This is a genomic window from Paenibacillus radicis (ex Xue et al. 2023), from assembly GCF_024722015.1.
Classification (GTDB): Bacteria; Bacillota; Bacilli; order Paenibacillales; family NBRC-103111; genus Paenibacillus_S.
Genome location: NZ_JANQBD010000023.1, coordinates 120,320 through 133,352 on the forward strand (window position 1 = coordinate 120,320; position 13,033 = coordinate 133,352).

Genomic DNA, 13,033 nt, shown 5'->3' on the forward strand with positions numbered 1-13,033 from the left:
TGAATGGACGTTCCCGTCCGTTGAATCACAAATAAATGACCTTATGCATCCCATCCGGTTCTAGCTCGCCGTCCAAAAGCTCGTATAACCAACCTGTTCCATATTTGTTTAAATAGGCTAGTATATTATACACTCTCTCCTGAGGCTTGTCCAAAGGCAATACGGACAACCCTATTCGCTGGAACTGGCGAAGCGATGAGTCAAACTGAGTGCGCACGGCATCCGCAGCCTTATTCTCAAGAAAATCAATCTGCTCAAGAATTTTCCCCATATTCGTCTCGCCCAGCTTGCCAAGCCCGGCATTGATACCTGAGATCAGCTCCACCAAGGGCTGGTAGCTGTCTTTAAATTGCTCCTTGACACGACCAAACTTTTCATCGAGCTTCAGAGCGTCCTGCTCCCGAAGCCATTCCTGCTGCTTTTCCTCCAAGCGATACAGGACATCCTCCAATGACAGGCCGTATTTGACCATGTTCTTCTGAACTATGCCTTCGAGTAGAGTAAACTCCATTCGGGGCACAACGACAGGCATCTTCATCCCTATATGGCGGAAGGCTTCACGTGTCAAAGCCCAATAAGCCACCTCACCCGGCCCAAGCACAGTCCCAAGCACAGGAAATAAAAAATCCTGCATCAGCGGACGCGTCATTACATTATTGCTTAAACGTTCAGGCGCTGACTCTGCCCAATCTAACAATTGCTTACGCGAATAGCTTCGCTCCCGCTTGCGGTCGGTAAAGCCATCTGAGGCTTCATCGGCATACAGCAGAATTCGCTCATCGCCGTCAATGACGAATAAATTGGCATTGCGCTCCTGTAGTTCAACTTGGGATGAATACCCCTGTGATTCAACTTTTTCTTTCCCCTTATGTACAGCAGCCTGTATAGCCTCATGCTCCTCCAACAGCTTGCGGAACATGGAGGATTCCAAACGCCGCAGGTTCGGATCATCGGAGTTCATTACGACTAGTCCATGTGAACCGAACAGCTTCGCCATCATCCTGGCAAAAAAGTCAACCAGGCTTCGGGATTTAGAAGCAATGGTCCGAAGGGAGCTCATCCACTCTGCCTTGAATTCAGTTGGAATCAACGAAGCGTCCAGCTGCTCCAAAGCTTCTTCCCACTGCTTCCCGGATATCAATAGCTGGCTTACAGAGCTTCGAACACCGCTAGGATGCTCTAACTTAATTTTATTGACCTGCGCATCCTGTGACAAGTAATACATATGATTCACTTCATCAAAATCATGGTCCTCGCCAGCAATCCAGAAAACAGGCACGACAGGACGCCCCAACCTGGCAGAAGCATCTTTTGCAGTGCGGATGAGTGTAACGGCTTTATAAATAACCAGTGCCTGTCCCGTAAACAATCCGGCCTGTTGGCCGCCTACGATACAAAGCGTCCGCTCATTATTAAGCAGGCTGATAGATTGTAAAGCCTCCGGAGCATTGCCTATCTCCTTATTGTACAGAGATAAAGCCGCTGCCAGTTCTCCTCGGTCGGCACTCAATTGACGCTCGTTGTCCAACCATCCCGCACGTTCTTCCCAAGAGGATGCATCCCATGGATTATAATCAAACAAGGCTTCAACCAATTCATAATGACGAATATAATCCTCTGTCAAAGGCTGGCTGGATTTCCAATGAATCGATTCTACTTTCAACATGGAAGCCGCCTCGCTTTTTTTTAGTAAAATAACTACCCTTATGATTGTACACATGTTAGAGGAAATCGTCAAAAGGCATTCCCTGATTTTCATATAAAAAAAGAGTACAGCTGTGTAAAATGCCTGTACTCTCTATTATAGCTCTTAATCAGTTATATAAATGGCAGGCTACATAATGATTGGGTTGTGCTTCAATAAACGGCGGCATCGATTCTGCACATTGCGGCATAACCTTCGGACAGCGCGTTCGAAACGGACAGCCGCTTGGCGGGTTCAATGGGCTCGGGATTTCGCCTTCGAGAATAATACGTTCACGAGTCCGTTCAAGCTCAGGATCCGGGATCGGAATCGCCGACAGCAACGATTGCGTGTATGGATGGAGCGGCTCCGCATAAAGCTCTTGCGAGGTTGTTACCTCAACAAGCTTGCCCAAATACATAACGCCAATCCGGTCGGATATATGTTTCACCATCGCCAAATCATGTGCAATAAACAGATAAGTGAGTCCGCGATCTTTTTGCAGCTTCTTGAATAAATTAACAACCTGCGCCTGTACCGAGACATCCAATGCGGATATCGGCTCATCAGCAATAATGAATTGCGGCTCGATAGCTAATGCGCGGGCAATTCCAATCCGTTGACGTTGACCCCCGGAAAATTCATGAGGGAAGCGGCTTGCATGCTCCTCATTTAATCCTACATCCCTAAGCAGCTCATATACTCTTTCCTTACGTTTACTGCTGCTGAGTAGATTATGAATATCGATACCTTCAGCAATGATATTGCCAACAGTCATTCGCGGGTTTAACGATGCATAAGGATCCTGGAATACCATTTGCATATGACGACGAAACTCTTGAAGCTTTCGTCCGCGAAGCTCATGGACATTCTCGCCGTTGAATAGCACCTCGCCGGAGGTTGCTTCATATAACCGTATAATGGTTCGACCTGCCGTCGATTTCCCACAGCCTGATTCCCCTACCAAGCCAAAGGTTTCGCCGCGGTCGATTGTAAAATTCAAATCGTCAACGGCTTTTAATATTTTTCCTCCACCCAAATTGAAATGCTTTTGCAAATTCCGCACTTCCAATATCGGTTGTTTACTCATCGGGAAACACCTCCCGCTTCTATAGGCCTTTCGACTTCCGGAGCATCGTGATGCAGCAGCCAACAGGCAGCTGAATGAGTCTCCGAAACGACGAAGTGCTCCGGATCAATGTCCAGGCAAACCTGCATCGCATATGGACAACGGGCAGCAAATGCGCAGCCCTTGGGAGGAGCGAATAAATCAGGCGGACTTCCCGGAATCGGAACCAGCTCGCTGTCCGTATCCTGATCCAGCCTTGGTACAGAGCGGAGAAGCCCCCAAGTATAAGGATGCTGAGGTCTGTAGAACAGCTCGTTGACCGTCCCCCGCTCCGCCACTTTTCCCGCATACATAACGATAACTTGCTGCGCCATTTCCGCCACGACGCCCAGATCGTGAGTGATGACAATAATAGAAGCATCCGTTTCTTCGGACAGCTTCTTCATTAAATCAATAATCTGCGCTTGAATGGTCACATCAAGAGCCGTCGTTGGTTCATCCGCGATTAGCAGCTTAGGACTGCAAGCCAGTGCAATGGCGATCATCACACGCTGACGCATCCCGCCCGAAAATTCATGCGGATATTGATTCATTCGGCCCTCAGGATTGGACATGCCCACCTGCTTCAAAATTTCGACAGCACGTTTTCTAGCCTCGGAAGTGCTGATCTTCTCATGTTTCATTAAGCCTTCCGTGATTTGCTTGCCTACTGTCATCGTAGGATTGAGCGATGTCATTGGATCTTGAAAGATCATTCCCATCTCCGAGCCGCGTATGGACTCCATTTCTTTATTAGAGCAACGGGTAATTTCCATCTTTTCATCAAATTTAATGGAACCGCCTTTGATTACGCTGGGCGGAGTTGGGATAAGCCTCATGATAGTCTGTGCAGTAACGGACTTCCCGCAGCCTGATTCACCTACGATCGCGAGCACTTCCCCTTTCTTAAGATCAAAGGAAACGCCACGCACCGCTTGAACCTCTCCGGCATAGGTGTTGAAAGACACACGCAGATCTTTGACCTGCAATATATGTTTACTCATGATTTGGCACCTCCTAAGAGCTTTTACACCAGTAAAAGCTTACATCGTTTGCATTAACCGAGCTTCTGTTTTAGCAAAATCTAGCCTCACAAGCATTAGCTGAGTTGTTATAGTGTTACTTCCGCATTTTCGGATCAAGTGCATCGCGCAATCCATCCCCAAGCAGGTTAAAGCTCATCAATATAAAACTAAATACAACAGTCGGAAAAATAACGCGGTAAGGGTAATAGCGTATGGCGCTTGCTCCATCTGACAGAAGTGCACCAAGTGAGGCCAGCGGCACCCTGATCCCTAATCCGATAAAGCTTAGAAAAGCTTCTGTGAAAATAGCCGATGGTACAATAAACGTTATTTGCACGATAATCAAACCAAGCGCATTAGGCACAAGATGTTTTAGAATAATTCGCGAACCCCCAGCGCCAAGCGTTCTCGCCGCGAGCACATACTCCTGTTCCTTAAGCGTCAAAATTTGTCCTCGAACAAGCCGAGCCATGGGCACCCATCCTGTAATCGCATAAGCGATAATAATTGTCATAAAACCAGGCCCAATCACTATGATCAACAGAATGGAAATTAATAAAAAAGGAATCGAGTAGATGATTTCGATGAATCTCTGCATAATGTCATCAATTCGGCCTCCATAGTAAGCAGAGATCCCCCCGTACAATACACCAAAGACCAGATCAAGCAATGCGGCCGTTAGCCCAATAGCCAATGATATCCGAGTCCCCCACCATACGCGTACCCACAAATCTCGTCCAAAATCATCGGTTCCGAACCAATGCAGCGAAGAAGGAGGCTGATTTTTGATATCATAATTTTGAGTTGCATAATCATGCTGGGTAACTATTGGCCCGAAGATCGCTAGCACAGCCAGAACAATCATTACAATCAAACCGAACATCGCCAACTTATTTTTCTTTAGTCTTCTCCATGCATCCTGCCAATAGGTCATCGAAGGGCGGACAATGACCTCATGACCAACTCCCTCTTTGGAGATAGGTTGGAATTGCTCTTTTGAGACGTGCATTATTTACTGCCCCCTTTAGCCAACCGGATACGAGGATCCACTAAACCGTACAAAATATCCGTTAAAAACAAGACGACAACAAGGAGAAACGAGTAAAAGATAGTTAATCCCGTAATCATCGTATAGTCATTGGAGTAAATCGATTGCACAAAATGCTTCCCAAGCCCAGGCACAACAAAGATTTGCTCTACTACAAGCGTACCCGTAATTAAATTAACAAATACAGGACCAAGCACTGTAACAACCGGTAGAATGGCATTGCGAAGAGTATGTCTCACAACAATGGCCCTTTGCGACAATCCCTTCGATTTGGCGGTTTTAATGTAATCCAGATTCAAAACATCCAGCATCGAAGTACGCATTAAACGGGCTAAGATGGCTATTGTTCCTAGCGATAACGCAATAGAAGGCAACACCCTGCTTGAAGCACCCGTCCACATTCCGGCGGGCAGCCAACCCAGTTTTACGCCAATATAATAGGAGAGCAGAGGCCCCAAAACAAATGAGGGGATAGATATTCCTGCGATTGCAGTAAACATAGCCGCGATGTCCCATCCTTTATTGTGGTTTAAGGAAGCTATGATCCCTAAAATAAGACCGACAATAATGGCGATAACAAGAGCCCAGAGCCCCAATTCAAGTGATGCTGGAAACCCCTGTGCAATAATATCTGTGACTTTGCGGGTAGGAAATGCATAAGAAACACCCAGATCCCCGTGAATCACATTGTTCATATATTTCAAATATTGCTCCCAAACCGGCTTGTCCAAACCATATTGTGCGTATAGCAGCTTTTTTTGCTCAACGGTAAGCTTAAGCGATTCCTCACCGAACGGATCACCCGGCAAATTTTTCATCAAAACAAACGTAAAGCTGACAATCAACCACAAGGTTATAACCATATAGATAAGACGGCGCAAAATATAGCGAAGCATCGCACACCTCCCAATAATTGAATTGAATTAGAAAAGGAGGGCCGTTCCATTAAAATAAAGAACGGCCTGATCTACTTAGTTTAACAAACTCACTGCTGCTCTATTACTTAATCGAAACCCACTTCAGTTCCCATTCCTTGGACATAGCCGGCAAGAGTAAGCCTTCAACACTTGTCCGCTTTGCATAAGGTCTGGTACGGAAGTAAAGCGGAGACAAAGGTCCATCGCTCATTAGGAGCTTCTCGGCATCAACCAGCATTTTGGAACGTTTGGCTAGATCGAGTTCTTTGTCCGCACCTCTAACTAAATCATCATAAGCCTTGCTCTCGTATTGCATATAGTTGAATGATTTGTTGTCAGAGAGCCACATATCAAGAAACGTCATTGGATCGTTATAATCTGCGCCCCACAGACCAATAAGTGTATCAAAGTTACCCTCTTGCATATTTTTCACTCGCAGTGCAAATGGCAGCGGTTCGCCTGTTACATTTACACCTAAATTTTGCTTCCATTGAGCTTGAATAAATTCGATTGTCTTCTTGGAGGTATCTGTATCATCGGAAGTCAGTTTAAATGGAGGCAATGCTGTCAATTTCAACTCTGCCAAACCTTCCGCTAACAATGATTTTGCTTTTGCAGCATCAAACTTAGGTTGTGTATCGCCGGCTACCTTGCGGAATTCCTGCTTATTACCATCCAATACCGTTCCTGGAACCAGCCCCGTAGAAGGGATTGAAGATCCTCCAAGCACAACTTCATTCAAAGCATTTCGATCAATAGCCATACCTAGAGCTTGACGAACCTTCGCATTAGCAAAAGCCGGTACCTTTTTAACCTGGAACATCACATAGGAGGATACGAACTCTTTTTTCAGAGCAAGATCGGGCTTCCCTTGGTACATTTTAAATTGATCGCCTACCAGCTCCGTCAGGTCCACCTGATTCGTTTCGTACATATTTAAGGATGTGCTTGTCTCTTTCACAACATTTACGGTAACTTTCGTCAGCTTCACATTCGCTGCATCCCAATATTTATCATTTTTGACCATAACAAGCTGCTGCTCGTGATCCCATTTTTCCAACTTAAAGGGACCTGCTCCAATGACCTTATCGGCATCTGCACCGTACTTATCGCCTTGGGCTTTTACGAAATCAGGCTTTTGCGGGAAAAAGATCGGCATCGAAAGCTGGTCTGTAAAAAAAGCTTTCGGCGTTTCCAAAGTAATTTCTAAAGTCTTATCGTCCTTTGCTTTAACGCCAAGGGCTGCCTTCTTCGCTTCAAGCTCTTCCGGTTTGGCTTTGATCATATCGGCACCACCTTTAATCCAAGCCAGCATAGAAGCGTATTTCGCTTTTGTTGCCGGGTCTAACGTACGCTTGTAAGCAAACTCGAAATCACCCGCCGTCAAAGGTGAGCCATCAGCCCAAGTTAAACCGTCGCGTAGTGCAATCGTATAAACCAAACCATCTGCAGATATCGTTGGCAATGCTTTAGCAAGAGCAGGCTGCGGCTTACCTTCGGCATCCAAACGAAATAGCCCTTCATTAATAGCATTGATAATGGTAAAAGTCGGATTAGTTGTTGCAATCGAGCTATCCAATGCAGGCGGCTCCGCCTTAAGATTAATTCTGATCTCCTGCGCAGGAGCTTTATTGCCATCGGTGCCCCCTGCATTATTTTGACTGTTGCTTGAACAACCAACAACAGCGGTACCTAGCATCGCTGTTACTGCAGTCAGAACTAGCAATTTGTTAAACTTCATTAAATGTACCCTCCCAGATCGATATGTAATTATATGGTAAATTCAACATTCTCCATTAATGAGTATGTGAAGATAACATCTTGCTATTATTAGGTCGAAAAATAGAAACCAATGTGAAATCGCTTTCCAAAGAAGTACTATACAACCATTGGTCAATTATTTCTAGTGTTATTATTTGACAATCCCTCTACATGGACATATAAAAAAAAGAGCCTATACATAGGCTCCCATAATTTCAAAATATTATTCGTTCATTTTTCCAATTCAGAAGGACGGCTGGAGTTCAAAACTTTTTCAATAGCATTAGCCAGTTCCCTGTATACATCCGTTTCAACCTGGGAACGAAGCTGCGTTTTTGCAAACACCTCACCTCGGTCTGTAGATACATATTTGGGTGGGAGTTGGTTTAAGGCAATCGCAATAATATCGCCTTGCAGCTTCTCATCCAACTCTCTTAGATGAGTCTGGTGCTGCAACAAATCCTTCAAGCAGCTTTTCACAATATCTTCCATTAAATTATGTACATTCATAATAATCCAATAATCCCCTTTAGCTTGAAATAATATATTTGCCTATGCCAATGAAGAGCAGCAGAACATAGCACGCGGATAAAACAACGAATCCCAGCCTTAGCAGGCTTTTAATGATTTTATAAAAATTGATTTTTCCCTTCATACGGTTCTGCATATTGCCAATAAGACCACCCGCGATCAAAAAGAGCAGCAAAACAAACCACAGCCCAAATCCAGTGCCGAACAACTGACGGGTCATCAGTGAAACAGAGCCGATTAAAAACAAGGTTGTTATATCAATAGCAAAATGAGTAGCCCGCTTCTTATCTCCAGTAACCCAATAAACAATACCCCACGCAGCAAAAAAAGACACAAACGGTACTAGCGCTAAAAATGTATAAATCGTATTTAGTACGGATATAAAACCATTCAAGCAGACCACCTGCTTTATCTTATATTGTTTCCCATTGTTGCTCAATGGATTGGAGTAAAAGATACATGGTGTTGTGAGTAGGCATTTCAACCTCTGTTTCCCGCGCTTTAGCTAACAAGCCACCCGTGATCGCCTCGTTTTCAGTCCGTCTTTGAGACAGCACATCCTGCAGCATCGAAGATTGGTTATTAGCGGTTTTTCTGCAAACTTCCAGCAGCTGCTCCCAAAGATCGTTAGCGAGCTCAATACCAAGCTTGTCCGCTAACACGACTCCTTCATCAAATAGTGAGCGCATGAGTGCATAAGATGCAGGAAGATCCGTCAGCTGACCGTTGCGGACTTGCAGAATCGAGGTAATAGGATTGATTACTGAATTGATCAGAAGCTTATTCCAAACTTTACTAGTGATGTTGTTCGACAAATTCACCGTGAATCCTGCATTATTCAAAAGGTTTTTAAAGTTTTTGACTAAACCTTTGTCATTTTTCGTACGTATTCCATTAGAATCATCGCCAACCCAGGTCATTCCTCTTCCTGTATGCTCCACATGACGCGGCGAATGCTTCAATGCGCCTTCTGTTGTCACAGCTATAAGCAGCTGTTCTTGGGGAATATACCGCTGCAGCAGCTCTATATGCCCTATTCCGTTCTGAAAGCAAACGAGCCGCGAAGTAGGCTTCCTTAGCTGCAATTGGATTGCAGAAGCCAACTCCCCGGTAATTGACGTTTGCTTCATCATAAGCAGAACTATATCCGGCAGCTCGCTCGTCTCTATATCAGTTATTGCGTAAGCCGTTGCTTCCTCAAAGGAAAACACTCTCGGCGATATCTTGAAGGTATCCCTCTCATTGTTATTCGAAGGGCTTGTCCCTATCCCTGTCGTTAGAAGAAGTCCCTGCTCACGAATAAGCTGAGCCTGTTCGCTTGTTCTGGTAACAAGTTCAACCTCAGCGCTGACCCTAATCAACCTGGAGGCAACCAGCATCCCCATTGCCCCGGCTCCAATAACTCTTATTTTCATTTGGTATCTCCATTTCACAACTGTTCTTTCTCCTAGTATACAAAACAGCGGGACACATTAGAAAGCATTATTCCTTATGGCTCAGCTCTGCTGAAACTTACTCCTTCGGGATAATAAGAAAACCCTGGCCGATGGCCAGGTCCTCGGTGTACGATTTACGTTTCTGCGTTGGGAGGGAATCGGGTATGGGATTCCGGCCGCTGTTGAAGTCGTGTTCCCTTTGAATTTATGGCTTGCAGCGGTTGGATCACGAGCTTCAAAGGTAGGTTGCATACCCGAGCAGTCACTGGAGGTGACGACCAGGGCGGACGCTATCACTCCTCCATCCCACACCCGTTCCCTCTTACGGTTCTACTTTGCTGCCTTATGCTACCTCTTTCTTTGCTGCTCCTAACCTATCGCTCAGGCGGTATTCATAGCCATGTACCCCTTGGTAGTATACTCCGGGTACATCTCTCCATCACATGCTTCGCACCTAAACTGCGGCGGCACCTCAGGATCCCCCCATCCCTATAACCACATAGGAAGCGATTAAGGATGGGGCTGATATCACATCGGAAAGTGAACGTCTGTGCGCCGATATTAACGAAACCTGCAACTCCTAGAACCGGTTATTTAAGTGAACATATCAAGCGCTTTTCTTTAGTGGCGACTAATATGAATGAGTCGAAGCATTAGCGGACGTAATCGTTCCGCTATAATATGGAAAGCACAAAAAACACAGAGATAGCGGAAGAACTAATTCCGTTATCTCTCGCTTTTGTGCATAGTATTCATCATTCGCCCCACATAGAGGAAATCCGACTTCCGCTATGGCCTAAAATTGGAAGCGGCAGATTAAATAACGGAATTTTCTGTTCCATTCAGGACCTTTCAAGGCACATAGCTGCTTCCAGCTTCCGAATATATAAAGGAACTCATCCGATCATTGGTTACATAAAGATTTTAATAATTCAAATATGGTTGAAAGCTTAAAAAGGGTACCCCTGCTTCATACTTAGTGCGTAAAGAACTCCTTCGGCAAATAAAAAGCTCTGCAGGCTAAATGCCTGCAGAGCTTCTCTTAATCTATTCTTTCTAAGTTGCCATTCGCATCCATTTTAAATCTCGGCTTGTTTTCATCCTCTTCCTCAACGAGAAAAGCAAGCTTACGAGCTCGATCCATAATTTGAATAAGCGCTTTATAATCATCATTAACAACACGATAATCTGTTTCCACTTCATTGACCTGCTTGTTTAAAACATCATTTTCGCCTCGCAGGCGGTCTAGCTCCTCTTGCTTTTCATTTAATTCCTTCTCCAAGTGACGGACATGGCGGGACATCTCGTGATAGTTGCCTTTCCATTGACGAAGAAAACGAATGACAGCATCGATGGAGATAGACTCCTCAGAGAACGAATCATTCAACTTGCTAGTCTCCACACTCTCAAGCACCGAGACGTTACCCGATACGGCTGCAAATGCGGAATGCTTTTTTTGTTGATTCCGTTTCTGACGCTGTGCCTTAGCAATTTGAATCGCAGTGTCATATTTTTTACGCACAAAGCTATTCCATCGAAACCCGCAAGCAGCTGCAGTTCTACCTATTTTTTCGCCTACCTCTTCAAAAGCAGATAATTGTGTACTGCCTTCACGAATATGCCGTAGGGTCACCTCCGCTAAAATTAAATCGTCCTCATCGCTCCAAGCATCTTGTCTTATGGCTGTCATACAATAGCAGTCCTCCTAACCCCTGGGTAATCAGTTGTCCTCATCCATTCATCTATCGAAAGTAAGGCATGGAATGTTGCGTTACTTAATCATTATGCCCATAGTAGAGTTCATAGAATCGTTTTCTACTATTTTGTATTGCCATTTTTCAATTGACTCATACATGCTTTATTAGACAATAGGGCAACCTACAAAAGAAAGCGTTGAAGGTTAATTTTATTAGTTTGTAATAAGACATTTGAAAACAGTCGCAAAATGTATGAATTTCGTCACGGATTTGACATTTACAGTGCATGTTGCAACAGGTATAATGGTCAATAGTAAAGTAGTGCAGGCAGAGAGGGGGTTCGGAAATGGATCGCATGTTTCGCGTTCTTGGCTTTTGGACGCTAGTTATAGGGTTAATGGCATTGGCCGGTGAAATGATACCGATGGCTATGCTCTTTTTTGCCCAAACAGCTATCTTCGTACTATTAGGATATTTGAAATTAACCGAGCGTACCTACATATTGCTTTTTTGGGGGTACATGTTTCTCTCGTTCACCGGTTTTACATACTGGTCTTTCTTCAAAATGTCCGTATAATATTCAAAATGGTTTGCAAAAAAGGTGAGCTGCCTAGGGCAGCTCACCTTTTTTTTGTATCAACACCTTAAACAGCTCGCTCATCTGATCACTCAGCAGCAGCTGCCTAACCGCTCGATTCCGTCTAGCTTCCGGACTGAAAGGATCAGGCGACGCGGTGTCCTGAAGCTTTTGCAGCAATCCGTTTTCTACCAGAAACTGCTTTTGTGTTATAAACTGCACTTGCTTCAGCCCTGCTGCAGTTCCTGCATTAATTAAGCTGCTGAAATTAACATGTGACGTAATATCTTGTTCCCCTGGATACATATAAGGATTATCCTGAGCCATATGCTTGCGATAAGATATCAATGTTCCATTCATTCGATGTGCAGCATAGATTTCATCTGAGCGGTCCCCATAATCTATTGTCACCAACTGCCCTTGTCTAATCGAATGACCGATCCGATGAATCCAAGCAATGGCCTCCAAATTTACTTCAAGCTGCTGCCCTTCCTGCAGCTCTACTCCCTGATTACTTATATAATCCAACACTGGCCCTTCTGACAGCGGCAGAAGTTTATCACGGAAGCAGCCCTTTTCCTCATCCCACTCAACGTATAGTTCATAGGGCTTTCCTTGCAAAACCCGCACCCTGTGTACCGGGAATGCATCCAAAAGTTCATTGGAGAATACAATAACATGGTCCCATGGACCCAATCCCAACCATTCCTGCTCTGTCATCCATTGAACCTTTTCCGTATGTTCAGCAAGCCTATCCTCCTGTATTGCACGATGATGAGGGCTTGCTTCCACGGAAATGTAAGTCAATCGCTTGTAGAGCGTCTCAGCACTTGCCTTTAGCTCGTCAAGCAGCTGTCTGGCCAGCTGACCGGTGCCGCCCCCATATTCCACTACTATTAGCGGTTGTTCTGGGGGCGATTGCCCTGCCTGACTAGCCATATAGTTTGCCAGCACTTCTCCAAACAAGCCCCCGATAGCTGCGCTGGTGTAAAAATCGCCGTTACGGCCTATCTTATCTTTATTATTCATATAATAGCCGTTCTCAGAATGATACAAGCAGAGCTCCATGTAATCCCGAAATGGAATGGCAAGCCCGGAGCTATTTTCAATATTACGACGTATTATTCCGACTAAAGTTGTATCCTCCTGCACTCTGTCTACCCGCCTTCCTTATATATGCGTATTGATAGTTTAATCACCGTATGTGTTTAAGATGCTTCCTTTTCACTAAAGACAAAGCCGTATGTTC

Annotated in this window: 12 protein-coding genes; 1 reads left to right on the plus strand and 11 read right to left on the minus strand. The window is 44.9% G+C overall.

What is annotated here, in order from left to right:
* Positions 1-25 precede the first annotated feature (25 nt).
* The 10 genes from bshC to NV381_RS27670 all read right to left on the minus strand — a co-directional run bounded on the left by bshC (position 26) and on the right by NV381_RS27670 (position 11,200).
* A complete protein-coding gene (gene bshC, locus NV381_RS27625) occupies positions 26-1,666 on the minus strand; it encodes a bacillithiol biosynthesis cysteine-adding enzyme BshC (RefSeq protein WP_258216523.1) in 1,641 nt (546 codons plus the stop codon).
* A gap of 148 nt (positions 1,667-1,814) precedes the next feature.
* Positions 1,815-2,774 carry an ABC transporter ATP-binding protein gene (locus NV381_RS27630; RefSeq protein ID WP_258216524.1) on the minus strand — a complete coding sequence of 320 codons (960 nt, stop codon included), beginning with the start codon at positions 2,772-2,774 and terminating at the stop codon, positions 1,815-1,817.
* Positions 2,771-3,796, minus strand: a complete 1,026-nt coding sequence (locus NV381_RS27635) for an ABC transporter ATP-binding protein (protein ID WP_258216525.1) — start codon at positions 3,794-3,796, stop codon at positions 2,771-2,773. Before NV381_RS27635 ends, NV381_RS27630 begins: the two co-directional genes overlap by 4 nt.
* A 115-nt stretch (positions 3,797-3,911) precedes the next feature.
* Positions 3,912-4,826, minus strand: coding sequence for an ABC transporter permease (locus NV381_RS27640; protein ID WP_258216526.1), 915 nt, complete (start codon positions 4,824-4,826; stop codon positions 3,912-3,914).
* Complete coding sequence (locus tag NV381_RS27645; protein WP_258216527.1) at positions 4,826-5,761, minus strand: ABC transporter permease; 936 nt, start codon at positions 5,759-5,761, stop codon at positions 4,826-4,828. The genes NV381_RS27640 and NV381_RS27645 overlap by 1 nt, the downstream gene beginning before the upstream one ends.
* A 103-nt stretch (positions 5,762-5,864) precedes the next feature.
* Entirely contained in the window at positions 5,865-7,523 is a 1,659-nt protein-coding gene (locus NV381_RS27650; protein ID WP_258216528.1) for a peptide ABC transporter substrate-binding protein, read from the minus strand.
* 251 nt (positions 7,524-7,774) lie between these two features.
* A complete protein-coding gene (locus NV381_RS27655) occupies positions 7,775-8,053 on the minus strand; it encodes a late competence development ComFB family protein (RefSeq protein ID WP_258216529.1) in 279 nt (92 codons plus the stop codon).
* Between the two features lie 19 nt (positions 8,054-8,072).
* Complete coding sequence (locus tag NV381_RS27660; RefSeq protein ID WP_258216530.1) at positions 8,073-8,468, minus strand: DUF3397 domain-containing protein; 396 nt, start codon at positions 8,466-8,468, stop codon at positions 8,073-8,075.
* Positions 8,469-8,487: 19 nt separating this feature from the next.
* On the minus strand, positions 8,488-9,489 hold the full coding sequence (locus NV381_RS27665; protein WP_258216531.1) for a ketopantoate reductase family protein: 1,002 nt from the start codon (positions 9,487-9,489) through the stop codon (positions 8,488-8,490).
* Positions 9,490-10,552: 1,063 nt separating this feature from the next.
* On the minus strand, positions 10,553-11,200 hold the full coding sequence (locus NV381_RS27670) for an RsfA family transcriptional regulator (protein ID WP_258216532.1): 648 nt from the start codon (positions 11,198-11,200) through the stop codon (positions 10,553-10,555).
* 353 nt (positions 11,201-11,553) lie between these two features.
* Between NV381_RS27670 and NV381_RS27675 the strand changes: the two genes are divergently transcribed.
* The gene (locus NV381_RS27675; protein ID WP_171653617.1) at positions 11,554-11,784 is read left to right on the plus strand and encodes a DUF2626 domain-containing protein; all 231 of its coding nucleotides are present in this window, start codon (positions 11,554-11,556) and stop codon (positions 11,782-11,784) included.
* Between the two features lie 33 nt (positions 11,785-11,817).
* Here NV381_RS27675 and NV381_RS27680 read toward each other — a convergent pair whose 3' ends face one another.
* Positions 11,818-12,936, minus strand: a complete 1,119-nt coding sequence (locus NV381_RS27680; protein ID WP_258216533.1) for a class I SAM-dependent methyltransferase — start codon at positions 12,934-12,936, stop codon at positions 11,818-11,820.
* Positions 12,937-13,033: the final 97 nt, after the last annotated feature.